At 62.6% G+C, this 23192-nt stretch carries 21 protein-coding genes and 1 pseudogene; 13 read left to right on the top strand and 9 right to left on the bottom strand.

Annotated features, from left to right (window positions below):
* Window positions 1-21: 21 nt before the first annotated feature.
* Together trhA and B5P46_RS09695 are read right to left on the bottom strand one after the other, a co-directional pair.
* Complete coding sequence (gene trhA, locus B5P46_RS09700; RefSeq protein WP_129418470.1) at window positions 22-690, bottom strand: PAQR family membrane homeostasis protein TrhA; 669 nt, start codon at window positions 688-690, stop codon at window positions 22-24.
* Between the two features lie 112 nt (window positions 691-802).
* A complete protein-coding gene (locus B5P46_RS09695) occupies window positions 803-1222 on the bottom strand; it encodes a universal stress protein (protein ID WP_129418469.1) in 420 nt (139 codons plus the stop codon).
* Between the two features lie 187 nt (window positions 1223-1409).
* Between B5P46_RS09695 and B5P46_RS09690 the strand changes: the two genes are divergently transcribed.
* The 3 genes from B5P46_RS09690 (at window position 1410) to B5P46_RS09680 (ending at window position 5031) form a co-directional block, all read left to right on the top strand.
* Window positions 1410-2375 carry a VOC family protein gene (locus B5P46_RS09690; RefSeq protein ID WP_206735326.1) on the top strand — a complete coding sequence of 322 codons (966 nt, stop codon included), beginning with the start codon at window positions 1410-1412 and terminating at the stop codon, window positions 2373-2375.
* A gap of 175 nt (window positions 2376-2550) precedes the next feature.
* Window positions 2551-3720: an AI-2E family transporter gene (locus tag B5P46_RS09685; protein ID WP_129418467.1), complete on the top strand. Its 1170-nt coding sequence runs from the start codon at window positions 2551-2553 to the stop codon at window positions 3718-3720.
* A gap of 18 nt (window positions 3721-3738) precedes the next feature.
* On the top strand, window positions 3739-5031 hold the full coding sequence (locus B5P46_RS09680) for an NAD(P)/FAD-dependent oxidoreductase (protein WP_129418466.1): 1293 nt from the start codon (window positions 3739-3741) through the stop codon (window positions 5029-5031).
* A 229-nt stretch (window positions 5032-5260) separates the two neighbouring features.
* Here B5P46_RS09680 and B5P46_RS09670 read toward each other — a convergent pair whose 3' ends face one another.
* The gene (locus tag B5P46_RS09670; protein ID WP_129418465.1) at window positions 5261-6058 is read right to left on the bottom strand and encodes a polysaccharide deacetylase family protein; all 798 of its coding nucleotides are present in this window, start codon (window positions 6056-6058) and stop codon (window positions 5261-5263) included.
* A gap of 101 nt (window positions 6059-6159) precedes the next feature.
* Window positions 6160-6549: a DUF930 domain-containing protein gene (locus B5P46_RS09665; protein WP_003546591.1), complete on the bottom strand. Its 390-nt coding sequence runs from the start codon at window positions 6547-6549 to the stop codon at window positions 6160-6162.
* Between the two features lie 249 nt (window positions 6550-6798).
* Between B5P46_RS09665 and B5P46_RS09660 the strand changes: the two genes are divergently transcribed.
* Both B5P46_RS09660 and B5P46_RS09655 read left to right on the top strand, forming a co-directional pair.
* On the top strand, window positions 6799-8907 hold the full coding sequence (locus tag B5P46_RS09660; RefSeq protein ID WP_129418464.1) for a S9 family peptidase: 2109 nt from the start codon (window positions 6799-6801) through the stop codon (window positions 8905-8907).
* Window positions 8908-8961: 54 nt separating this feature from the next.
* The gene (locus B5P46_RS09655; protein WP_129418463.1) at window positions 8962-9486 is read left to right on the top strand and encodes a DUF1697 domain-containing protein; all 525 of its coding nucleotides are present in this window, start codon (window positions 8962-8964) and stop codon (window positions 9484-9486) included.
* Between the two features lie 7 nt (window positions 9487-9493).
* Here B5P46_RS09655 and B5P46_RS09650 read toward each other — a convergent pair whose 3' ends face one another.
* Window positions 9494-10123, bottom strand: coding sequence for a TetR/AcrR family transcriptional regulator (locus B5P46_RS09650; protein WP_003546585.1), 630 nt, complete (start codon window positions 10121-10123; stop codon window positions 9494-9496).
* Between the two features lie 218 nt (window positions 10124-10341).
* On the opposite strand from B5P46_RS09650, the gene B5P46_RS09645 reads away from it, so the two are divergent.
* Together B5P46_RS09645 and B5P46_RS09640 are read left to right on the top strand one after the other, a co-directional pair.
* Window positions 10342-11289 carry a homocysteine S-methyltransferase family protein gene (locus tag B5P46_RS09645; RefSeq protein WP_129418462.1) on the top strand — a complete coding sequence of 316 codons (948 nt, stop codon included), beginning with the start codon at window positions 10342-10344 and terminating at the stop codon, window positions 11287-11289.
* Window positions 11290-11310: 21 nt separating this feature from the next.
* Window positions 11311-11541: a hypothetical protein gene (locus tag B5P46_RS09640; RefSeq protein WP_129418461.1), complete on the top strand. Its 231-nt coding sequence runs from the start codon at window positions 11311-11313 to the stop codon at window positions 11539-11541.
* Window positions 11542-11558: 17 nt separating this feature from the next.
* On the opposite strand, the gene B5P46_RS09635 is transcribed toward B5P46_RS09640, so the two are convergent.
* Entirely contained in the window at window positions 11559-13010 is a 1452-nt protein-coding gene (locus tag B5P46_RS09635; protein ID WP_129418460.1) for an MFS transporter, read from the bottom strand.
* Between the two features lie 249 nt (window positions 13011-13259).
* On the opposite strand from B5P46_RS09635, the gene B5P46_RS09630 reads away from it, so the two are divergent.
* The 3 genes and pseudogenes from B5P46_RS09630 to B5P46_RS34875 all read left to right on the top strand — a co-directional run bounded on the left by B5P46_RS09630 (window position 13260) and on the right by B5P46_RS34875 (window position 17788).
* Complete coding sequence (locus B5P46_RS09630) at window positions 13260-14762, top strand: protein adenylyltransferase SelO (RefSeq protein ID WP_129418459.1); 1503 nt, start codon at window positions 13260-13262, stop codon at window positions 14760-14762.
* A 177-nt stretch (window positions 14763-14939) separates the two neighbouring features.
* Window positions 14940-17253, top strand: a pseudogene (locus tag B5P46_RS09625) (glucose/quinate/shikimate family membrane-bound PQQ-dependent dehydrogenase).
* A 289-nt stretch (window positions 17254-17542) separates the two neighbouring features.
* Window positions 17543-17788 (top strand): hypothetical protein, encoded by a 246-nt coding sequence (locus tag B5P46_RS34875; RefSeq protein WP_245456131.1) that lies wholly within the window; start codon window positions 17543-17545, stop codon window positions 17786-17788.
* A gap of 309 nt (window positions 17789-18097) precedes the next feature.
* On the opposite strand, the gene bla is transcribed toward B5P46_RS34875, so the two are convergent.
* A complete protein-coding gene (bla, locus tag B5P46_RS09610; protein WP_129418457.1) occupies window positions 18098-18985 on the bottom strand; it encodes a class A beta-lactamase in 888 nt (295 codons plus the stop codon).
* Between the two features lie 226 nt (window positions 18986-19211).
* Between bla and B5P46_RS09605 the strand changes: the two genes are divergently transcribed.
* On the top strand, window positions 19212-20024 hold the full coding sequence (locus B5P46_RS09605) for a sulfite exporter TauE/SafE family protein (protein ID WP_129418456.1): 813 nt from the start codon (window positions 19212-19214) through the stop codon (window positions 20022-20024).
* Between the two features lie 54 nt (window positions 20025-20078).
* Here the strand turns inward: B5P46_RS09605 and dmeF are convergent, their stop codons facing one another.
* Window positions 20079-21056, bottom strand: a complete 978-nt coding sequence (gene dmeF, locus B5P46_RS09600) for a CDF family Co(II)/Ni(II) efflux transporter DmeF (RefSeq protein ID WP_129418455.1) — start codon at window positions 21054-21056, stop codon at window positions 20079-20081.
* A 78-nt stretch (window positions 21057-21134) separates the two neighbouring features.
* Complete coding sequence (gene dmeR / locus B5P46_RS09595) at window positions 21135-21407, bottom strand: Ni(II)/Co(II)-sensing transcriptional repressor DmeR (RefSeq protein ID WP_003546569.1); 273 nt, start codon at window positions 21405-21407, stop codon at window positions 21135-21137.
* A gap of 449 nt (window positions 21408-21856) precedes the next feature.
* On the opposite strand from dmeR, the gene B5P46_RS09585 reads away from it, so the two are divergent.
* The gene (locus B5P46_RS09585) at window positions 21857-22351 is read left to right on the top strand and encodes a GNAT family N-acetyltransferase (RefSeq protein WP_129418453.1); all 495 of its coding nucleotides are present in this window, start codon (window positions 21857-21859) and stop codon (window positions 22349-22351) included.
* Between the two features lie 144 nt (window positions 22352-22495).
* Window positions 22496-23188, top strand: a complete 693-nt coding sequence (gene modA / locus B5P46_RS09580; RefSeq protein WP_129418452.1) for a molybdate ABC transporter substrate-binding protein — start codon at window positions 22496-22498, stop codon at window positions 23186-23188.
* Window positions 23189-23192 lie beyond the last annotated feature (4 nt).

The raw sequence follows: 23192 nt of genomic DNA, 5'->3' as shown, positions 1-23192 counted from the left end.
GGCTTCTAGCACGGCCGTCGTTCAGAGGCCCGGCGCCGACAGGCTGAAACAGGTGAAGACGGCCGAATAATGCACGGCCGCGGCGGTGACGACGAAACCGTGCCAGATGGCGTTCTGGAAGCGCAGCTTCTCCCAAACATGGAAGATGACCCCGAGTGAATAGATGACGCCGCCGATGACGATCAGCAGCATCGAGGCGGCGGGAATGCGCGAGGCGACTGGCTCGGCCACCAGCACGCCGCTCCAGCCCATGGCGAGATAAAGCAGGATGGCAAGACGGTCGTAACGCCCGGGAAAGACGCATTTCAAGACAATGCCGACGGCGGCGAACAGCCAGATCGCGACCAGCATGAACAACAGCAGCGGATCGTCGGCGCCGCGTTCGAGGAAGGGCGTGTAGGTGGCGGCTATCAGCAGGAAGATCGCCGAATGATCGAAACGGCGCAGGTACCATTTCGTGCGCGAGACCGGCCAGGCGTTGTAGGAAAAGGAAATGGCAAGCGTCAGCACCAGCCCGACGCCATAGATCCAGGCGGCGGCGAGCGCGCCGTAGGAACTCCAGACCGTCGCGTAGAAAATCAGGACGGTGGCCCCGATCAGCGCCAGCACGAGGCCGACGCCATGGACGATACCGTCGGCGATCAATTCGTATCTATCATAAGCCCAGCGAATGCCGTTGAACTCGCCCATGCACGCCAATCCGTTTCATACCCGATTGCAATCGTCGCATCGAACGGACGGGCGCGCAACTGCGGCAAAGCGCACGGGCGGTAAATCTTCGTGACAGGCAGCAGGGTCAAACTCAAACCTTCTGCCGGTCGACCAGCACCGAGCATTTGGCATGGCGCACGACCCGATCGGCGGTGGCGCCGATGAAGTAGTTGGAAAAGTCGGGAACGTGCGAGGCGACAATAATCAGGTCGGCGCCGTGGCTTTCGGCGGCCGAGATGATCGCTTTGGCGGGCGGGCCGTTGCGGATCTCGACAGTTGCCGCAACACCGGCTGCGGCGACCAGCGCTTGCAGCTGCTCGCGGCTGTCCTTCATGGCGTCCTCGACCATATTGGCCGGCAGTTCGATCGCGACATAACTCGGCACATCTTCGATGACGTTGAGCGCGATGATCTCACCGCCGTCATCGAGCAAGGACGCAGCCTTGCGGAGGATCTTTTCTCCCTTGTCGATGCCGCCGAGCGCGATCGCTACGATGATCTTCCTGTACATGGCTTCCCTCCATGACTGCGATGCATAAGCTTCCTCTAAAGAAGATATGAACGCATTGACCGCGATCAAGTGGACACAAGTCATCGTCAACACCTGCTCAACGCTTCATCCTCAAAAACGGATCTTCTGTGAACAATCGGAATGCGCCATATAGGGATCAGTACGGCAACCGAGGGGACCTCAGAGAATGAACCGGCGAAACTTCCTCGGGCTTGCCACGGGCGGCATGTTTGCCGCTACCGCCGGTACGCCTTCTATCTTACGGGCCAATTCAGAGGCAGGAGAACAAGCCATGACGACCGAAACTTCCTATGCGCTGACGCGGCCCGCCTATATCGACCAGTCGCATCTGGTCGTGACCGACCTCGGTCTGGTTTCCGGCTTCTACCAATCGATGCTCGGCCTGAAGGTGATCGAGAAGACGGCGAGCGGTGAAGTGCTGGGTGTCGGCGACCTGCCTTTGCTGACGCTGACGACCGCAAAAGATGCGACCATCGCGCCGCGCAATGCCGCCGGCCTTTTCCACACCGCCTTCCTGATGCCGGACCGGACGGAGCTCGCACGCTGGCTGCGCCATGCGGCACAGAATAACGTCGCGCTCGACGGCGCCTCGGACCATCTCGTCAGCGAAGCGATCTATCTTTCCGACCCCGAAGGCAACGGCATCGAGATCTATGCCGACCGGCCACACGAACAATGGAAATTCCACCAGGATGGCATAGTGGAGATGGCGACGCTGCGCCTCGACCTGCAGGCGCTCTACAACAGCGCGCCTGATGAGCGCTGGGACGGCATGGCTGCGGGGACGGCGATCGGCCACCTGCATCTGCAGGTCGGCGACATCCCGCAGGCCGATGCCTTCTACCGTGACGTCCTCGGCCTCAAGCTGATGGCGCGTTATCCGGGCGCGAGCTTCTTTGCGAGCGGCGGCTACCACCACCATCTCGGCGCCAATATCTGGAACAGCCGCGGCGCCATGGCACGCGCCGGCAATATGACCGGACTTTCGGACTACAAGATCCGTTTCAACGACAAGGCGACACTGGATAAGGCGGTCTCCAAGCTCGATGCGCTGGAGATCAAAAGCGAGAAGCGCGATGGCGGCGTATTCCTCAGGGATCCCTGGGGCATCGGCCTGACGCTTTCGGCGTAATTTCCAGGTTGCTGCGGGTAGCCATAGCGGGTTGAAGACGCTCACGCCATGCGGGCGATGCCATCGGCGCAAGACATGCCGGATGCGCCTTAACAGACCGTCGGTCCCTTAGGGAACCGGAACCCTATCGGCGCGTTTCCGTGAGGAAGCAATGGGGCTTCGGGGACCTCACCGCATGGGCATCGCCAATGGTATCCGCAAACAAGCAAAGAAGATCGCGATCGGCGAACGCCACACCAGCGCCTGGGCACAGTCGCTGAAGGAAGCTGCGGAAGAACTGCCGCCGCCGGCGCCGCTGCACCGTCTGGAAAAGGACGGGCTCGATGTCAGCATGGCCTGGGCGATCATCGGCATCTTCGGCATTCTCTTCCTTGCCGCCGTCTACATGATGTCGCTGATCCTCATCCCGATCACGCTTGCCGTCGTCGTCGGCATGATCCTCGGCATGGCGGCAGAAAAGCTCGGCAAGATGGGCGTGCCGCGGCTTGCCAATGCCTTCATGCTGTCAAGCAGCGTGGCGCTGGTGATCTTCCTGCTGATCAACTCGCTCGCCGACCCGCTGATGACACTTGCCAATGAGGGTCCGGCATTCGCCGAACGAACCATAGACCGCCTGATGCCTTATATGGAGCGCATCAAATGGCTGCATATCACGCCGGCGACATTCGAAAGCGGGTCGATGTCGATCGGTGCGCTGCTCGAAAACACCGGCAACGTGCTGCACGTGGTGACCAGTAGCCTGACGCCGGCGCTGGTGCAGGGGATGATCTTCTTTGCGGCGCTGCTGTTCTTCCTGGCTGGTCGGGTCAACCTGCGCAAGACGATCATCATGACCTTCCGCACCCGCACCCAACGCCTGGCGGCAATCCGTGTCATCAATGCCGTCGAGCAGGTGCTCGGCTTTTATTTCGCCACCGCCTCGCTGATCTATGTCGGGCTCGGCGTGGTCATGACTGTCATCGCCTATGCCGGCGGGCTGTCGGCCCCGGTGCTCTGGGGCTTCTTCGCCTTCCTGTCGAGCTTCATCCCTTATCTCGGCATCACGCTGATGACGCTTGCCGTCGCGGTCGCCGGCATCCTGACCCATGATGGCATCCTCATCGGCCTGATGCCGGCCGCAGCCTTCTTCACAGTACATCTCCTCATGGAGAACCTGATCTTCCCGGCGGTGATGGGGCGGCGGCTGGAAATCAATCCCTTCGTGGTCTTCCTCGCCATCCTGTTCTGGACATGGATGTGGGGCGCCGTCGGCGCGATGCTGGCGCTGCCGCTTTCGCTGATCGTCATGACTATTATCGACGAATTGCTGATCGAAGAAAAGCCGCAGCCGCAATTGCCGAAATGATCAACCGGGGAGACGTTCGTGGCAGCTGATCTCGACCTCAACGAATCCGATCACGACCAGATGGTCAGCGGCCGTTCTCTGTGGGGAAAAAGCGGCATACGGCCCGCATGGCGGCCGATCGAGCAGAGCTTTTCCACCGACGTCGCCGTGATCGGCGGCGGCATTACCGGCGCATTGGTTGCCGAACATTTGACGGCCCGCGGTTTTTCCGTTGTTGTCATCGACCGGGAGGAGCCCGGTTTCGGCAGCACCGCAGCGAGCACGGCGATGCTGCAATGGGAAATCGACAGCACGCTCACCGAGCTTGAGGACTATTACGGCTTCGAGCGCGCGGCCGGCATCTACCGCCGCAGTGGTGCCGCGGTCGCCGGCCTTTCCAAGCTGATCGGCGCAAACGAGATCGCCTGCGGCTTCCGGTCGCGCAATACGCTCTATCTGGCCGACGGTCGCGAAGGCGCGCGCGACCTGCTGGAGGAGCGCCAGCTTCGTCGCCGGGCGGGCCTGCCCGGTGTCTATCTCGAACATCCCGATCTCTTCACACAATTCGAACTCGACCGGGATGGTGCGATCTATTCGCCGGGTTCGGCGGAGTGTGATCCGTTGCTTCTGACCTGGGCGCTGCTGGAGATGGCTATCCGGCGCGGCGCGCGGCTGGTCAACGCTTCCGTGACGGCGCTTCACAGCGAAGGCGATCACGTCACGGCGGAGACCGATGGAGGCCACGTCATCGAGGCGCGGCATGTGGTGCTTGCGACCGGCTATTCGATGCCGGGTCTCGACATGCCGAAGTTGCACCGCTCGAGTTCAAGCTGGGCGCTTGCCACCGTGACGCAGGACCCGGCAAATTTCTGGCGCGACAGGGCGTTGATCTGGGAGGACAGCCACCCCTATCTCTACATGCGCACGACGGCGGACAATCGCATCGTCGCCGGCGGCGAGGATGACGATACCACGGATGCCGAGGTACGGGATCGGAAGCTGCCGGCCAAGACCATGGCAATCCAGGAGAAGATGAAACGGCTGTGGCCGAAGGCGGATACGCGGGTGGAACACGCCTGGTGCGGCACTTTCGGCGAGACCGTCGACGGTCTGCCGCTGATCGGCCCGGTGCCGGAGACGCCGCATGTGTTCGCAGCCTATGGCTACGGCGGCAACGGCATTACCTTTTCCTACCTCGCCGCGCAGATGATCGGCGCCATGCTGGCCGGCATGCATCGCGACTGGTTCGAGGATTTCGCGCTCGACCGCGACGGACCGGGTTTGCGCCGTTTTGGAGAGGATGTGGTGCGGGCCGGGAAGGAGCTGAGGTAAGGTCCCACATTGACTGTCGTGCCGTGGCCGCCTCCTGTACCCTGCCGGGCATCTCCCCCACAGGTGGGGAGATCGGCGAGGCGCACCGGCTTCCCCAAACAATGAGCGTCCAGCACGACGAAACAGTAGATCGGCAGGAAGCTCAGGCCACTTGTGATCTCCCCACCTGTGGGGGAGATGCCCGGCAGAGCAGAGGGGTGTCCCCCACGGCATTCCTTCAGCCGCAGAATCACTCCGTCGTCTTGTCGTCGCCGGTATCCTCGACATCCTCGAGGCGAACGAATTGCGTGCCCTTGGCCTTCAGATCGACCAGCGCCTTGGCCACCCCCTCGCCGGCCGCATGGGTCGGCTGGTTGACGTGGGAGATGACGACGTCGCCGTCCTTGGCCGAGGCGATGCGCTTTTCGGTTATGACAGCCCCGAGCAGCGAGCCGCCGTCGCCGTTCACCGAATAACCGGCAATGCGATAGCCCATGGCGCGGATCTCGCCGATGGCGGAAAGATCATATTTGGCGGTCGAACCCCGGAACCAGTGCGGCGCCGGGATGCCGGCCGCGACCATGGCGGCAGCGCCGCCTTCGACCTCCTGCCGCACCGCCTGCGGCGAGCCGGCGGACGCGATGCCATAGATCAGCGTCGGCGTGTCGACGGCCGGAATATGGTTCTGGCCATGATTTTCGAGTTCGAAGAGATCGGGATTCTGCAGGAACACGGCGACCGCAGCGGGATTGCGCTTCAGCCAGCGGGCGGTGACGAAGATCGTTGCCGGGATGCGTTCACGCACCAGCGTCGAAAGGATGCGCTCGTCCGCCTGGCCCATGCAGGCATCGAAGGTCAGCGCAACGCGAGCGTGGCCGACGACATTGGAACGGGGGATATGCAGATGCGGCTCGACTAGCTTTGGCGCCGGCGCCTTCGGGGCCGGACTGACCACAGCCGTGGCCGGCGGCGCGGACGGGATTTCGTCGGCGAATGCAGCCGAGATACTGACGAGAAGGAACGCGGAAGCGATCAGGATGCGGTTCATATATTGGGTTTCTATGATTCGAACTGCCGATTTTAGCGGCGGCTCTCCCCCGGCGCCATGCGGCCGGATGTCACCGCAGCCGCTTGGACGGACAGGCCGTATCAATCATAGAGATAATACTTGTTCCACTTCTCGCGCGGCACCTTCTCGCCGATCTCGTAATTGAGTTCGCGCACGTTGATATGCTGCGGACCGGTGATGCAATTGTAGGAGAGATGGTACCAGTCGCCCTTGCTGCGGAAGACGGCACCCGGCGCGTCCAGCGAATTGTCGCCGGGGATCGGGTCCTTGAAGGTATAGGCGATCACCTTGTCGGGCTTGAAGCCGGTGCTGTCCTTGTTGATGCGGCTCATCGCCTCGGTATCGCAGCTCTGTTCCAGGCGGGTCGAGGGATCGAGTTTTTCCAGCTGTTTCTTGATGGCGGGATCGACGGCAAAGGCGGGGGCTGCAAGGCTTGCGAGGGATAGAAACAGGACCAGACGTTTCGGCATTGCGGAGAAATCCCTTACTGTTTGCAATTTTCACCCTACCGCCGACAGCTTGCCGGGAGCTTGGCACGTGCAAATTCACTGAGATAGCGGACTTTCTTAAATATTGTGGTGACATCAAGGCAAGGTGGGCCGGGCGTCCTCCTTGTCTGTGGAAGGTCATCCGCGGCCTTGCCGCACCCTTGCCGCTTGATCCGGCGGCGGCGCGCCTCTATCTCTTGCCAACCCGACATTCCGACCCGGAGCCATACCTTGTCCGTTTTCAAGAGCCTGCCGACACCGCCTGCCGCACCGAAGAAGCCGATCTCCGATACGCGCCACGGCATCACCCGCACGGACGACTATGCCTGGCTGCGCGCCGACAACTGGCAGGCGATGTTCAAGGATCCGTCGATCCTCGATCCTGAGATCCGCCGCCACCTCGAAGCCGAAAACACCTATATGAACGCGGCGATGGAGGACACCAAGCCTCTGCAGAAGGTGCTGTTTGCCGAAATGCGCGGCCGCATCAAGGAAGACGATAGCTCGGTGCCGATGAAGGACGGCGCCTATGCCTACGGCACATTCTATGTGACCGGCGGCGAACAGCCGCGCTTTTTCCGCATCGCCCGCGACGGCAATGTCGCTGATCAGGCGATCCGCACGGTGCTGCTCGACGGTGACAAGGAGGCGGCCGGCAAAGCCTATTTCCGCCTCGCCGGCCTCGACCATACCAGCGACCACAGCCGCGGCATCTGGGGCTATGACGACAAGGGCTCGGAATTCTTCACGCTGCAGGTGCGCGACCTCCAGACAGGGCAAGACCTGGTCGACCGGATCGAAAATACCGGCGGCGGCGGCGTCTGGGCGCCTGACGGCAAGAGCTTCTTCTATTCGGCGCTCGACGAGAACCACCGGCCGTCGAAGGTGTTCCACCATATTCTCGGCCAGCCGCAGTCGGAAGACCGGCTGGTCTATGAGGAAGCGGATGCCGGCTTCTTCATGGGCGTCGGCGGCTCGCTGCTCGACGATTTCATCTATATCGACATTCACGACCACGAGACCAGCGAATACCGGCTGCTGTCGACCAAGGACCTCACAGCCGAGCCGAAGCTGGTGGCGGCGCGCGAGGAAGGCATCGAATATTCGCTGGCCGAGGGCGGCGACGTCTTCTACATTCTCACCAATGACGGCGACGCCAAGGATTTCAAGATCATGGAAGCGCCGGTCGACAATCCGGTGAAGGAAAACTGGCGCGAAGTGGTCGCCCACAAACCCGGCACGCTTATTATCAGCCACATGGCCTATGCCCGCCATCTTCTGTGGCTGGAGCGCAAGGACGGGCTGCCGCAGATCATGATCCGCGACCGCAAGACCGGCGAGGAACATGCGATCGCCTTTGCCGAGGAAGCCTATTCACTGGGGCTACAGGGCGCGGCGGAATATGACACGGATATCATCCGCTTCTCCTATTCCTCGATGACGACACCGTCGCAGCTCTACGACTACAACATGGTGACGCGCGAGCGCACGCTGTTGAAGACGCAGGAGGTGCCGTCCGGCCACAATCCCGACGACTACGTCACCCGCCGCGTCTTTGCGCCGGCATGGGATGGCGAGAAGGTGCCGGTCACCCTGCTCTATCGCAGGGATACCCCACTCGACGGCAGCGCGCCCTGCCTGCTCTATGGCTATGGCGCCTACGGCATCACCATTCCGGCCGGCTTCAACACCAATTGCCTGTCTCTCGCCGACCGCGGCTTCGTCTATGCCATCGCCCATATTCGTGGCGGCAAGGACAAGGGTTTTTCCTGGTACGAAGACGGCAAGATGGACAAGAAGACGAATACCTTCAAGGACTTCGTCGCAGCCGCCGACTATCTGAATCAACAGAAGTTCACCTCTTACGCGAAGATCATCGCCGAGGGCGGATCGGCCGGTGGCATGCTGATGGGTGCGGTCGCCAACATGGCGCCGGAGAAGTTCGCCGGCCTCATCGCCGCCGTTCCCTTCGTCGACGTGCTCAACACCATGCTCGACGACACTTTGCCGCTCACCCCGCCGGAATGGCCGGAATGGGGCAACCCGATTGACAGCAGGCAAGAATACGAGCAGATCGCATCCTACTCGCCCTATGACAATGTCGACGCAAAAGCCTACCCGCCGATCCTGGCGCTCGGCGGCCTGACCGACCCGCGCGTCACCTATTGGGAGCCGGCCAAGTGGGTGGCGAAGCTGCGCGACAAGACGACGGGCGATGCGCCGATCCTGCTCAAGACCAACATGGACGCCGGCCACGGCGGCGCCTCCGGCCGCTTCCAGCGGCTGGAAGAGATCGCGTTCGAGTATGCGTTTGCGATCAAGGTGGCGGGGAAGATGTGAGGGGTTCGATCGGGCGTGCCGTGTGGCACCCACCGCGGCAAAGGGAGAAAGAAAATGCCCGTCTATATCGCCCTCCTTCGCGCCGTCAATGTCGGCGGCACCGGCGCGTTGCCGATGGCCGAGCTGAAGGCGATCTGCGAAGGCCTCGGCTTTTCCGACGTGAAAACCTACATCCAGAGCGGCAACGTGCTTTTCCGTTCGGACGAAGCGGAAAAGACGGTGGAGGAGCGGCTCGACGAGGCGCTCGGCAAGAAGATGGGCAAGCGGCCAGGCGTGATGGTGCGCAGCCGCAAGGAACTCGATGCGATTGCCGCCGACGCACCCTTTCCCAAGGCCAAGCCGAACTTCCTGCTCGTCTATTTCCTGCCCGAAAAGCCGCCCGGCGATGCGCTGGAAAAAATGGTGGCCCCCGACGGCGAGGAGGCCAAGCTCGCCGGCCGGGAAATCTATGTGCATTATCCCAATGGTCCTGGCCGCTCGAAGCTGAAACTGCCGGCGCTGAAACCGGGGACGTCGCGCAACCTCAACACCGTGCGCAAGCTCGCGGAAATGGCTGCGGCGCTGGAAACCAAGGACTAAGCGCCGGCTAAGCCCTCGGCATCTCCGCCACCGGCAGGAAGAGCATCTTCACGAAAGTGCGGAGCATCAACACCTGCTCGGCCAGCGTGTTCGGTTCCTTCAGCGTCTTCGACAAAACGATGCCGCCTTCCAGGACGGAGGACACCATGTCGGCGAGTTGGTCGACGTCGACGGGTTCGCGCGGCGGATAGACCTCCATGATCTCCCGGAGCATGCGGCCGAAACGCCGCCGCCAGGCAAGCACCGCATTCCGGTTGGTCTCCTGTATCTCCCGGTCGAACAGCCGCTCGTAATAGCAGACGGTCGCCACGAGGCAGCCGGGATGGCCGTTCGGCAGGTCGGAGAGCAGTTCGGAAAGCAGCTTCAGGCCGAGCAGGAAGGATTGCAGCGGATCGCCGGTCAGCTCGCGCGCGCGGCTGAAGATCTCGTCGTAAATACGCTCGTCATTTTCGATGTAGCGGTTGAGCAGTGCCTTGGCGAGCTCGTTCTTGTCCCTGAAATGATAGAAGAAGCCGCTCTTGGTGATGCCGGTCTCGGCGATCAGCTCCTCGATGGAGGTGCCGCCGAAACCCTTTTGCAAGACGGCCGCTTCGGCCACATCGAGGATGCGGGTCCGCGTTTCCTCGCCCTTTCGCATGTCCCCTCCTGTACCGGCGGTACAGTTTTCAGTGTTGCACGATCAGACCTGCCTCCGCCCCCGGCAGGATCGGTTGAAGCAAGCGATTGATATCAATCCGCAAAATCCAAAACCGCCGGCAGTATACCGCAAGTCGCCTAGTTTGGCAGCGAATTAAGCGCCAGAACATCACTCATCGACGGCAGCCAATCGGGTGCTGCGAGGGAGAGGCTTCAACAATGGCAAAGTACAGACACGGTTTGCCGCAGCTCAAAGGCGGCACCTTCATTAGTGATGGCGGCATGGAAACGACGATGATCTTCCAGGAAGGGATCGAGCTTCCGCATTTCGCCGCCTTCATATTACTGGCTTCCGAAGACGGGCGGCAGCGCATGCGGAATTACTATCGCCGTTATCTCGATATCGCACGGCGGCACGGCACGGGCTTCGTGCTCGACACCGCCACATGGCGGGCCAATCCGGACTGGGGGCAGAAGCTCGGCTATACCAGCGAAGCCCTGAAGGCAGTCAACGAGGAGGCCGTCGACCTGCTCGTCGGCTTGCGCAGCGCCTATGAGCGGCCGGAGCAGCCGATCGTCATCAGCGGCGCGATCGGCCCGCGCGGCGACGGCTACAAGGCAGGCTTCATGGATGCGGCCGAAGCGGAAGACTACCACGCCTTCCAGATCGGGGCTTTCGCCGGCACGGAAGCCGACATGGTGAGCGCCTTCACGCTGACCAATATCGACGAGGCGATCGGCGTGGCGCGGGCGGCACAGGCGCTCGGCATGCCCTCGGCCATCTCCTTCACGCTGGAGACGGATGGCCGGCTGGTGACGGGCCGGAGCATTCAGGAGGCCATCGAGACGACGGATGCGGCGACCGGCGGAGCGCCGGCCTATTACATGATCAACTGTGCCCATCCGACACATTTCGAAGCCGCGCTCAATCCTGGAAGCGCCTGGGTGAAGCGTATATCCGGCATCCGCGCCAATGCCTCGACCATGAGTCATGAGCAGCTCGACAACAGCGAGACGCTGGATGCCGGCGATCCCGAAGATCTCGGCCGCCGCTACCGCAAGCTCATCGACCGCATGCCAGCGCTCAGCGTGCTTGGCGGCTGCTGCGGCACCGACCACCGCCATGTCGCGGCGATTTGCGAGGCATGCCTGCCGCAGGCGGCGTAACGACCTGAGAGGGAGGAGAGAATGACGATTGGGGGCGCGATGATGCGTGAGCACCGCTGGCACGATCTGTGGCTTGCGATCACGGGACGGCAAAGGCGCACTGGGCCTGAGGCGACCGTGGAGGTGGCGCTGCAGGATAGTGATCTCGCCTTCGGGAGCTTCGACGGCCCGATGACCTACGGGCTCGAGGCGGACCGGCGCGAGGGCCGGCCCTTGCGGCGCAGGCGGCTGCCGGAGCCGGTCGGCTTCTGACGAAGGGAAAGGCGGCGTCAGCCTTTGGCGGCGCCTTTCGTCCGCTTGGCCTTGTAGCCGCTGATCTCCTCGCCGGCGGTCGGTGAGAAACGCAGGTTCCAGAAGGTCGCGGTAATCGAGATGATCGTGACGACGATGAAGGCGGCCGAGAAATCGCCAAGAGCCGGCGTTTCGGCACCGTTGAAGGCCATGGAGCCGTGCAGCGCCAAGGCGCCGATGCAGATGCCGAGCGACAGCATCAGTTGCTGGAAGGTGGTGTAGAAGCTTGTGGCCGAGCTCATCTGCTCCTTGTCGATCTCGTCATAGGCAATGGTGTTATAGGCGGTGAACTGGAACGACAGGAAGAAGGCGCTGAGCACCAGGACGACGAAGATCAGCGGCATCGGCCAATCCGGCCGGAAGGCAGCACAGAGGCCATAGCCGATCGTACCGAGGATGCCGTTGAGGACGAGGCTCCTGCGGAAACCCAGCCGGCGGAAGACAAACTTTGCCATCGGCTTCATGGCGAGAGCGCCAAGCGCGGTCGCGATAATGATCTGGCCGGCCGCAGCCGCAGACAGGCCGAAGCCGATCTGGAAGAGCAGCGGCAGGAGGAAGGGCTGCGCCCCTTGCGTGATGCGGGTCAGCGAACCGGCGATGACCGACGTGCCGAAGCTCGGCACCTTCATCAGCGAGAAATCCATGATCGGCGACGGATGCTTGCGGGCATGCTTGAGATAGGCGATGCCGAAAAGCAGGCCGAGCGCGATCAGGAAAATCGAGAAGGCGCCCTCGCCTTCATGGCTCGACATTTCGAAACCGAAGAGCAGCGAGCCGAGCGAGATGCCCGAGAGGATGAAGCCGATCGTATCAAACGGACCGCTTGCCTTGCCCTTCACCTCGTCGATGTAGATCGAGACGAAGATCATGCCGATGATGCCGATCGGCACGTTGATATAAAAGATCCAGCGCCAGTCGAGATAGGTGACGATGAAGCCGCCGAGCGGCGGGCCGACGATCGGGCCGATCAGCGCCGGCACGAGCAGCCAGGACATGGCGCTGACCATATCCTTGCGGTCGACGCTGCGCATCAGCACCAGGCGCCCGACCGGCATCATCATCGCGCCGCCGATGCCCTGCAGCAGCCGTGCCAGCACCAGGAAGGACAGCGTCGGCGCGAGCGCACAGAGGATGGAGCCGGCGACGAAGACGGCGATGGCCGAGCGGAAAACGGTGCGGGAGCCGAAACTGTCGGCCATCCGGCCGCTTGCCGGAATGAAGATCGCAAGGCTCAAGAGATAGGAGGTCAGGGCGATCGACATGGCCGGGGCGCCGACGCCAAAATCGCGCGCCATGGTGGGCAGCGCGGTCGCAAGCACGGTCGCATCGATGTTTTCCATCAGCATCGCACTCGCGACAATCATCGCGATCACCCGGAAATTGGGCGCGGCGCGCCGAACCATCGGCGCCTGGTAGATCTGATCCGACATCGTCCGGGATCACTCGCGGTGGCGCGGCGGAGCACACAAGGCAGCAGGGCCGCGGGGGATGACATGGCGCAAAGCCAAGGGGAGACGATTTGCTATACGCCCGCGTTCATGGCGGCGCTATGTCGTTTATGGCAAAGCTGCTTTGACGAGAGGTAAAGGCAGATCACGATTCCTTGCATGGGTCTGTTCTTCGTGAAGGTCTTCATCCCCCGGCTTGCGCGGCATGCATCCTAGCCCTACCTATGAACCATGACCTCCGCCCTGCAGAAAAACCGGCCCGGCGCGGCCTTTCCGTTCGATAACAGCTATGTCGGCTTGCCGCAGCGCTTCTTTGCGGCGCAAGCGCCGACCGCAGTGGCGGAGCCCTGGCTGATCAAGCTCAACGAGCCGCTCGCTGCCGAGCTTGGGCTCGACGTCGAGGCCTTGCGCCGCGACGGCGCGGCGATCTTTTCCGGCAATCTCGTACCCGAAGGGGCCGAACCGCTGGCGATGGCCTATGCCGGGCATCAGTTCGGCGGCTTCTCGCCGCAGCTCGGTGACGGGCGGGCGATCCTTCTCGGCGAGGTCATCGACCGCAGCGGCAAACGCTACGACATCCAGCTGAAGGGCGCCGGGCCAACGCCTTTTTCGCGCCGCGGCGATGGGCGGGCGGCAATCGGGCCGGTCTTGCGCGAATATATCATCAGCGAGGCGATGTTTGCGCTCGGCATTCCGGCCACGCGGGCGCTGGCGGCGGTGACGACAGGCGAGCCGGTCTATCGCGAAGAGGTGCTGCCGGGCGCGGTCTTCACCCGCGTCGCGGCCAGCCATATCCGCGTCGGCACGTTCCAGTACTTCGCGGCCAGGGGCGACACCGATGGCGTGCGGGCTCTGACCGACTATGTGATCGACCGGCACTACCCCGCATTGAAAGAGGCCGAGAACCCCTATCTCGCGCTTTTCGAAGCGGTCTCCGAACGCCAGGCGGCGCTGATTGCCCGCTGGCTGCATGTCGGTTTCATCCACGGCGTGATGAACACGGACAATATGACCGTCTCTGGCGAGACGATCGACTTCGGCCCCTGCGCCTTCATGGATACCTATGATCCGGCGACCGTCTTTTCGTCGATCGACCAGCATGGGCGTTACGCCTATGCCAACCAGCCCGGCATCGGCCAATGGAACCTCGCAAGGCTCGGCGAAACGCTGCTGCCGCTGATCGACGCCGAGCCCGACAGCGCGGTCGACAAAGCCAACGCGGTGATAAAGAGTTACGGCGAACGGTTCCAGGCGCATTGGCTGGCCGGCATGCGCGAAAAGATCGGGCTTGCCGGGCAAGAGGACGGCGATCTCGACCTGGTGCAGTCGCTGCTGTCGCTGATGCAGGCGCAGGGTGCCGATTTCACCCTGGCCTTCCGGCGGCTGTCGGATCTTGCCGGCGATGATGCCGCAGAGCCTGAATTTGCGGCAAGTTTCCGCGAGCCGGATGCCTGCGGCGCGTGGCTTACACAGTGGCGCGAGCGGCTGTCACGCGATGCACAGACGGCCACCGAGCGCGCCACTGCCATGCGCAGCGTCAATCCGGCCTTCATTCCGCGCAATCACCGGGTCGAACAGGCGATCGAGGCTGCTGTCGAGAACGGCGATTTTTCGCTGTTCGAGGCGCTGCTGAGCGTTCTTTCGAAACCCTATGAGGACCAGCCGGGTTTTGCCGCCTATCTGCAACCGCCGAAGCCGGAGGAACGGGTGCTGGCGACCTTCTGCGGAACGTGACGGGCGTCGCCCATCCCCCCCGCGACCAGCATCAGGCCCAGTTCGGTGCGCCCTAACATCATGACACCCTGCGGCAATTGTGGCCGTTGAAAGGCATCTCCTTCGCGCTATCTGGCTGATCGGCGGGACTTTTCCGCCGATCCCTCACCCCGGCTAACCTCAGCGGGAGACAGCCTTATGGCGATCATCGTCACCTCCATCTTCTTCATCATCATCGGGCTCACTCTCGGCGGCGGCGGGCTCTGGCTCGTCACGCTCGGCGGCAGCGTCTTCTATCTGTTCGCCGGGCTGATGTTCCTGATTACCGCCGGGCTGCTGCTGATGCGCAAGGCGGTGGCGCTCTGGGTCTATGCGGTGCTCGTCGTCGCAGCGCTCGCCTGGGCGATTTGGGAGGTCGGCTTCGACTGGTGGCAGCTCGGCCCGCGCGGCGGCATGATCATCCTGCTCGGGCTCTGGCTGCTGACGCCATGGATCCGTCGGCCGCTCGGCCTGCGCAGCCCGACGGGCATCACCTACGCCGCGAACCCCTGGCCGCTCGCCGTGCCTGTCATCCTCGCCATCCTCGTCGCCCTTTATTCGATGACGACTGACCCGCATGATCTCGCCGGCGAGCTGCCCAAGGATACGGTCGCCGCCAAACCCGCCTTCGGCGGCAGCGTGCCGGATGGCGAATGGCATCAATATGGCCGCACGCCCTTCGGCCAGCGCTATTCGCCACTCGACCAGATCACCGCCGAGAACGTCTCCACCCTCAAGGAAGCGTGGCGATACCAGACCGGCGACGTCAAACGGCCGGAGGATATCAGCGAGACGACCTATCAGGTGACGCCGCTCAAGGTGAAGGACACGCTCTATCTCTGCACGCCGCATAACTGGGCGATCGCGCTCGACGCCAAGACCGGCAAGGAGAAATGGAAATACGACGCCAATTCCGGCATGAACCCCGACCGGCAGCATCAGACCTGCCGCGGCGTGACCTATTATGCCGATCCTACCGTTGCCGCCGGCCAGCCCTGCGCCGAGCGCGTCTACCTGCCGACCTCCGACGCCCGGCTGATCGCGCTCGATGCCGCGGACGGGAAGGTCTGCACCAGCTTTGCCGATCAGGGCGTGCTGCACTTGGAAACAGGCATGCGCTACAACCCGGCCGGCTATTATTATTCCACTTCGCCGCCGGTCGCGGTGGCGGGCAAGATCATCATCGGCGGGGCGGTGAACGACAATTATTCGACTGAGGAACAATCCGGCGTCATCCGCGCCTTTGACATCAACACCGGCGCGCTGATCTGGAACTGGGATTCCGGCAATCCCGACGTGACGACGCCGATCGCCGCCGGCCAGACCTATACGACCAACTCGCCGAACAGTTGGTCGGTTTTCAGCGTCGACGAGGCGCTCGGCATGGTCTACCTCCCGCTCGGCAACCAGGTGCCCGACCAGCTCGGCATCAACCGCAGCGACAATGTCGAGAAATTCTCCTCCTCGATCGTCGCGCTCGATATCGCCACCGGCCAGCTACGCTGGGTGCGCCAGACGGTGCATCACGATCTCTGGGACATGGACGTGCCGGCCCAGCCGGCGCTGATCGACCTGACGAAGCAGGACGGCACCGTGGTTCCCGCCCTCGTCGGCCCGACCAAGCAGGGCGATATCTATGTGCTCGACCGGCGCAGCGGCGAGCCGATCATACCGGTCAAGGAAATCCCGGCGCCGGGTGGCGCAGTCTCCGGCGATCACACCTCGCCGACGCAGCCGATCTCGGACCTCACCTTCTCGCCCGAGCCGCTTAAGGAAAAGGACATGTGGGGCGTGTCGCTGTTCGACCAGCTCGCCTGCCGCATCGACTTCCACCGCTACCACTATGAGGGCCGTTATACGCCGCCTTCGCTTAAAGGGACGATCGTCTATCCCGGCAATTTCGGCACCTTCAACTGGGGCTCGGTGGCGGTGGATCCGGAGCGGCAGATCATGTTCGGCATGCCGACCTATCTCGCTTTCACCTCGCGCCTAGTGCCGGCCGCCGATATTCCGCCGAGAGGCCAGGACGAGAAGGGCAGCGAACAAGGGCTGAACCGCAATGACGGCGCGCCCTACGGCGTCTTCATGGGTCCCTTCCTCGGGCTACTCCAAATCCCTTGCCAGGCGCCGCCATGGGGCTATGTTGCCGGCGTCGACCTGCGTACCAGCAAGATCGCCTATATGCACAAGAATGGCACCGTGCACGACATGACGCCATTGCCCCTGCCCTTCAAAGTGGGCGTGCCCGGCATCGGCGGGCCGATGCTGACCAAGGGTCGACAACTACCTGCGCGCCTATGACGTGACGAACGGCCGAGAGCTCTGGCAGGCGCGGCTTCCCGCCGGCGGCCAGGCGACGCCGATGACCTATACGACTGATGACAACAAGCAATATGTCGTCATGGTCGCCGGCGGACACGGCTCGGTCGGCACCAAGCCCGGTGATTATGTGATCGCCTATACGTTGCCATGACGCGAAGCTTCCCGCAAGCTCTGTGCAGGTTTACCGCGCCATTCTCTCCCCGGTTTTCGGGGAGAGTTTTTATGGAAATCTCTAGCAATATTCGCAACTATTACGGCATCGGCGGCCTTTTCGATCCGTCGGCCAAATCCAAGAATCAGCAGACGACGGTCTTCACCAAAACGGTGCCCAATGCCGCGCCCGTCTCGAACCCAGCAGCACGCCGCCTTCGATCGCCAATACGATCTGGGCTCTTCAAAGCACCGAAGGCCCTTATATCAAACCGCCTTCCGACGAAGAAGTGGCGGCAAGTGCTGCGCCTGACGCCCTGGTCGACGAATTCTCCAAATGGGGCAACATGACGCCGGCGGAATATATCCGGGCCCGCTACCTCGAGCAGCACGATCTGACCGAGGCCGATCTGGCTGCCATGCCGGCCGACCAGCGCGCCGCAATCGAGAAGGAAGTCGCCGACCAGATCAAGCGCGAGATGGCCGGCATCGAGGATGACGGCACCGAGACGGCGGAAGACGTTCCGGCTGCTTGAGCGCTGGAAAATCTGCGCGTTTCGAACTGCAGTGATTTTCTCGGGCTCCGTCCACGGCTGTCGGTTCGCACCGATGGCTGCCCCTCACCCTAACCTGCGAGAGCGAGCGGGGAACGGAGAGGTCGCGGCATATCCCTTCTCCCCGCAGGCGGGGAGAAGGTGGCGGCAGCCGGATGAGGGGCTGGTCTCGCCGATCTCCTGGGCTGGGATGTCGCGTGACATTGAATTCCTGCTCGTCTGTCAAGCAGATGCTCTATCTTTTTGTTTTTACGTAACTCCTGGGAAACCTGCTTCCGCATTTTTCCCGGTTCAAACCATCTCGACGATCATACGCCCAACCTCGGCAAAGACCGGGTTGAGCTCCTTCACCGGCGCGGTCGTCTCGCTGATATAGACGGCGGCGACGATCGGACCGCGATCCGGCGGCCAGATCACCGCGATATCGCCGAGAGAGCCATTCGGGCCAGTGCCGGTCTTGTCGCCGACCTTCCAATCCGCCGGCAGGCCGGCCCTGAGCCGCTCCTTGCCTGTCGTGCTCGCCACCAGCCAGGCGATCAGCCTGTCTGAGGAGGCTTCAGTGAGGACCGAGCCGAGCGTCAGGTTGCCGAGCGTGTCGAGCATAGCATCCGGTGTCGTCGTGTCGCGCGGGTCGCCCTTCCTGCCCTCGTTCAACGTCGGCTCGGTACGGTCGAGACGCGTCGTGCCGTCACCGATCGAGCGTAGCCATGCGGTCAGCCCCGCCGGACCGCCGAAACTTTCGAGCAGCAGATTGCCGGCGGTGTTGTCGCTGACGGTCACCGCCGCCTCGCAGAGTTCGGCGACGGTCATGCCATCGGTCCCGGCATGTTTTTCGCTGATCGGCGAGTAATCGACGAGCTTGTCCTTGCCATAGGTCACCCGCCGATCGAGATTCTCCTCGCCCTTGTCGGCCCTGGCAAGCACGAAAGCCGCGGCCAGCGCCTTGAAGGTGCTGCACATAGGAAAAGCCTCGCTGCCGCGATAGCCGAAGGAGATGCTCGTCTGGGTATCGAGCACCGAGACGCCGAGACGACCGCCGGTGCGTTTTTCAAGCGCTGCAAGGCGGCGCTGGATGTCGTCGCCCTCTCCGGCACTATCCTCTGCATGCGCGGCAAGCGCCAGCGCAGGCAGGCAAAGCGCCGAGCCTATCATCAGGCGGCGGGTAAGGCTGATATTCATGAAATCCTCCGGCGGCTGAGGAGGATAGAATCCTCCGGCGGGAGGACAGAGCTAAGGAGCGATTGCGGCGACTTATAGTCCCTACGTCGTCTTTGTCGTCCGTCTCGCGCGATGTTGTCGTCCGCCGCGCCGATCTTATCGCGCTAGAAATCCGGCATCAGTGTCCCAACTGGCGCACCGGGAAATATCCGGCTAGAAGAAGCGATATCTTCTATGGACTATAACGATGCCTAAGGAAACGGTCGCTTCATTTTCGAAACCCCGCGCCCTTCCCATGGCGTTTGGCGGCGGCGGGATCATCGGCGCTCTCGGCGGCCTGATAGGCCTCGGCGGCGCCGAATTTCGGCTGCCGCTCCTGATCGGGCTTTTCAACTTCGCGGCGCTCGAAGCGGTCATTCTCAATAAGGCCATGAGTCTGGTTGTCGTTGCATCCGCCCTGCCGTTCCGGGCAGCAACGGTACCTTTTGGAGCGATTGCCGGGAATTGGCCGATCGTCGTCAATCTCCTTGCCGGAAGCTTGCTGGGCGCATGGTTCGGAGCAGGATGGGCAACACGGCTGAAATCAGAAACGCTGTACAAGGTGATTGCCGCGCTGCTCGTCGCAATCGCTATCGTCTTGGTCATTGGCCATGATGCGACAGCGGGTCAGCCTTTCCTGACTGGAAATGCCCAGATGATTGCCGGCGTTGTCGCGGGCTTCATCATCGGGATTGTCGCATCCCTACTCGGCGTGGCGGGAGGCGAGCTGCTGATTCCGACGCTGGTGCTGCTCTTCGGTGCGGATATCAAACTCGCCGGCAGCCTCTCCCTGGCCGTGAGCCTGCCGACAATGCTGGTTGGCTTCACGCGGTATAGCCGGGATCAGAGTTTTTCGGTTCTCGGTCGCAACAAGACCTTCCTGTTGGTGATGGCTGCGGGATCGATCGTTGGAACCTTCATCGGCGGGCGGCTGCTCGGCCTCGTGCCGAATGGTCTTCTGCTTCCAGCCCTCGCCGTGATCCTTCTGATTTCGGCTGTGAAGGTTTGGCGGCACCGATAGTCACCCCCGGGCGACCCCTGTTGTCCGCGGCCCCCCGTCGTCCGCCCACGCCGATCAGGCAGCGCGCGTGACCTCGACCGTCACATGCGACAATTCCTCCAGGCCCGAAAGCCTGCCCTTGTAGAAAGCCGGGTCGCGCGGCTGCGAGGTGAGGACGGCGACGATTGCGGCATGATGGCCGGGGCCGACCTGCCAGACATGCAGATCGGTGATCCGGTCGCCCTCCGTCTCGATGGCGCCGCGGATTTCTGCCGGCAGCGTCTCGCCTTCAGGAACGACGTCGAGAAGGACGCCGCCCGAAGATTTCATCAGGCTCCAGGACCAGTTGGCGATCACCAGCCCGCCGACGATGCCCATCAGGGGATCGAGCCAGTGCCAGCCGTAAAGACTGCCGAGCGTCAGCGCCGCGATGGCGAGCACGGAGGTCAGGGCATCGGCGATGACATGCAGATAGGCGGCGCGGATATTGTTGTCGCCGGTCTTTGCGTGATGGGCATGGTCGCCATGTCCATGATTCGCATGACCGTGATGGGCGTGGGCATGATTGCCATGCGCGACATGGCCGCCGCCGGCAAGCAGCCAGGCGCTCACCAGATTGACGGCAAGGCCGATCACCGCCACGGCGATTGCCTGGGCAAAGCCGATCGGCACGGGATTGGAAAGGCGCAGCAGGCTCTCCCAGGCCATCAGCAGGGCGATCAGCGCGAGGACGATGGCGCTGGCGAAACCGGCGAGATCGCCGAGCTTGCCGGTGCCGAAGGTGAAACGGGGATTGCGCGCCTGCCGCCGGGCAAAGAGATAGGCGAGCGCTGAAATCAGCAGCGCGCTGGCATGGGTCGACATGTGCCAGCCATCGGCGACCAGCGCCATCGAGCCGTAGACGGTGCCGGCGGCGATTTCCGCCACCATCATCACCGCCGTCAGCGCGATCACCAGCCAGATGCGCCGCTCGTTGCGCGCATGCTCAGTGCCGAGGAAGACGTGATCATGTTCCAGGGCATCCATTCCAGCCTTCTCGATTCCGGCACGCATTACAGGCTCCTTCGTCGCTCTAAGTTTTGTTTTTACGCAATTCCTGGGAAAACCGCTTCACACTTTTCCTGGAATTGCTCAGCGCATATAGGTTCTCAAGACTTCCGATATTTCCTCGACCGCCTCTGCCCTGGCCGCATCGTCGGCGGCATTCAGCACATGCTCGCGCAGGTGATCGTCGAGCACCTCGCCGGTCAGCCCGGTCAGGGCGCCGCGGATCGAGGCGAGCAGTTGCAGGATCTCGCCGCAGGGGCGCTCGGCCTCGAGCGCGCGCTCGACCGCCTCCATCTGCCCCTTCAGGCGGCTGATGCGGGCGACGAGCTTCTTTTTCTGCAGGGTGGTGTGGGACATGATCGGTTCTTATATAATATAGGGGGGTATATTATCAAGAGTGAAGCCGGGGCTCAAGAGACAGCCGAAACCAGCCCCTCATCCGCCTGCCGGCACCTTCTCCCCGCTCGCGGGGCGAAGGGGGATAGCCGCTCCCTCTCCGTTCCCCACCAACCTCTCGCAGGGCACGTCCCCTCGCCCCGTTTTACGGGGAGAGGGGTTAGGGTGAGGGGCAGCCATTGGAGCCAACCGGACGGCAAGAGACGTGACACGCCCGATCCGCCATTGACAAAACCCGCGTTTCCGACGATCTATGATCCATGATCAAGAACGCGCACCAGAGCCGCTCGTATTTTTGGCTGTACCTGTAAAGGGCGGCCGGACAAGATCATATTGTCAACAAGCCGCCGTCAGGCGGCTTTGTTGTATCGGCAGCGTCCTGACGGCAGAATATCAAAGGACGCGAAGACATGACCGAAATCGAAGACAGCGAAATTTCACTGATGCGCCCATCGGTGGTGACGATCCGCGCCGCCAAGCCGCGCGACCTGCCCGAGCTCAACGAGATGATCGCCCTGCTTGCCGCCCATCACGGCGATGCGGCTGCAACAACGCCGGAGCAGCTGGAGCGCGACCTCTTTGGGGCCCTGCCCTGGATCAATGCGCTCGTCGCCGAGACCAGCGAAGGACTGATCGGCTACGCCATTCTCGTGCCGCTCTACAGGGCGCAGGAAGGCAAGCGCGGCATGGACCTGCACCACCTCTTCGTGCGTGACGGCCATCGCGGCCACGGCACCGGCCAGCTGCTCGTCGACCGGGCGCGCGAGACCGCCCGCAATGCCGGCTGCGGCTACCTCTCCGTCAGCGCCGCCACCGGAAACGTGCTGGCGCACCGCTTCTACGAACAGCTGGATTTCACCCCGCGCCCGGTGACCGGCATGCGCTACATGCAGTCGATCGCTTGAGAAGGGCGTTCGATAAGTGCATTCCCGGTATGACTCTTGTATGATCCATTGAGTGTCGGTTTGTTTCGGCAGCCGACACGATGGATGCCATCGGGTCACTGGGAATCGCAAGGAAGATCGTTTCAACCGTTTGCAGGTTAGCCCATGAATCAGCAAATCCGGCTTTTTGGCGCTATTGCGGTCCGGCCCGCCGTTCTTCCTCTCCTATTCCAGTTCGAAACGGCCACGGGAATCACGGTTGCGGCCCAGTGGGCGCTTAATCCTGCTGTAAAGAAGCAGATCGAAGCGGGGGAAGCTTTTGACCTCGTCATCACCAATCCGAACCTGGTTCAGGATCTGACCGCCTTGGGAAAAATCAAGGCGGGAAGCCAGATAGCGTTCGGCCGGATAGCGATGGGGGTGGCGGCCAAGGCAGGCAGCCGATCACTCGACATCAGGTCCGTGGAAGCATTTGCGCATGCGTTGAAGAGCGCCAGATCCATCGCCTACGCCAGTGACGGAACTAGCGGTGGCTACTTCTCCGGTTTACTGGAACGCTTGGGAATAGCCGATGAGGTCAAGCCCAAGCTGGTGGCCATATCAGGAGGGCAGACAGCGCCGGCCGTCGGCCGTGGGGAAGCCGAGCTTGGGGTCGTTCCCGTGACGTCGATTCTCGCCGCCGCTCCCGAGGTCGTGCTCGTCGGTCGGTTTCCGGCAAAACTCCAAAGTTACATCGACTTCGCCATCGGCATCAGCGCCGATTCAACGAATGCAGAAGCTGCCCAACAGCTGTCGGAATTTCTGACGTCGACAGCCGTTGACGACATCCTGGCCGCAAAGGGCGTCGAGCGCCACTAAAGAA

This window comes from Rhizobium leguminosarum (genome assembly GCF_004123835.1).
Taxonomy (GTDB): domain Bacteria; phylum Pseudomonadota; class Alphaproteobacteria; order Rhizobiales; family Rhizobiaceae; genus Rhizobium; species Rhizobium leguminosarum_M.
The sequence above is the reverse complement of the archived record's forward strand: the minus strand, read 5'-3'. Positions and strand labels throughout refer to the sequence as shown.

What these genes read in the sequence shown, in the direction of transcription:
- B5P46_RS09695 (WP_129418469.1), bottom strand. Translation starts at nt 1,222, where the DNA reads ATGTACAGGAAGATCATCGTAGCGATCGCGCTCGGCGGCATCGACAAG.
- bla (WP_129418457.1), bottom strand. Translation starts at nt 18,985, where the DNA reads ATGAATATCAGCCTTACCCGCCGCCTGATGATAGGCTCGGCGCTTTGC.
- B5P46_RS09650 (WP_003546585.1), bottom strand. Translation starts at nt 10,123, where the DNA reads ATGCGAAAGGGCGAGGAAACGCGGACCCGCATCCTCGATGTGGCCGAA.
- dmeF (WP_129418455.1), bottom strand. Translation starts at nt 21,056, where the DNA reads ATGCGTGCCGGAATCGAGAAGGCTGGAATGGATGCCCTGGAACATGAT.
- trhA (WP_129418470.1), bottom strand. Translation starts at nt 690, where the DNA reads ATGGGCGAGTTCAACGGCATTCGCTGGGCTTATGATAGATACGAATTG.
- B5P46_RS09655 (WP_129418463.1), top strand. Translation starts at nt 8,962, where the DNA reads ATGCCCGTCTATATCGCCCTCCTTCGCGCCGTCAATGTCGGCGGCACC.
- dmeR (WP_003546569.1), bottom strand. Translation starts at nt 21,407, where the DNA reads ATGTCCCACACCACCCTGCAGAAAAAGAAGCTCGTCGCCCGCATCAGC.
- B5P46_RS09645 (WP_129418462.1), top strand. Translation starts at nt 10,342, where the DNA reads ATGGCAAAGTACAGACACGGTTTGCCGCAGCTCAAAGGCGGCACCTTC.
- B5P46_RS09635 (WP_129418460.1), bottom strand. Translation starts at nt 13,010, where the DNA reads ATGTCGGATCAGATCTACCAGGCGCCGATGGTTCGGCGCGCCGCGCCC.
- B5P46_RS09665 (WP_003546591.1), bottom strand. Translation starts at nt 6,549, where the DNA reads ATGCCGAAACGTCTGGTCCTGTTTCTATCCCTCGCAAGCCTTGCAGCC.
- B5P46_RS09670 (WP_129418465.1), bottom strand. Translation starts at nt 6,058, where the DNA reads ATGAACCGCATCCTGATCGCTTCCGCGTTCCTTCTCGTCAGTATCTCG.
- B5P46_RS09585 (WP_129418453.1), top strand. Translation starts at nt 21,857, where the DNA reads ATGACCGAAATCGAAGACAGCGAAATTTCACTGATGCGCCCATCGGTG.
- B5P46_RS09685 (WP_129418467.1), top strand. Translation starts at nt 2,551, where the DNA reads ATGGGCATCGCCAATGGTATCCGCAAACAAGCAAAGAAGATCGCGATC.
- B5P46_RS09640 (WP_129418461.1), top strand. Translation starts at nt 11,311, where the DNA reads ATGACGATTGGGGGCGCGATGATGCGTGAGCACCGCTGGCACGATCTG.
- modA (WP_129418452.1), top strand. Translation starts at nt 22,496, where the DNA reads ATGAATCAGCAAATCCGGCTTTTTGGCGCTATTGCGGTCCGGCCCGCC.
- B5P46_RS09690 (WP_206735326.1), top strand. Translation starts at nt 1,410, where the DNA reads ATGAACCGGCGAAACTTCCTCGGGCTTGCCACGGGCGGCATGTTTGCC.
- B5P46_RS09630 (WP_129418459.1), top strand. Translation starts at nt 13,260, where the DNA reads ATGACCTCCGCCCTGCAGAAAAACCGGCCCGGCGCGGCCTTTCCGTTC.
- B5P46_RS09605 (WP_129418456.1), top strand. Translation starts at nt 19,212, where the DNA reads ATGCCTAAGGAAACGGTCGCTTCATTTTCGAAACCCCGCGCCCTTCCC.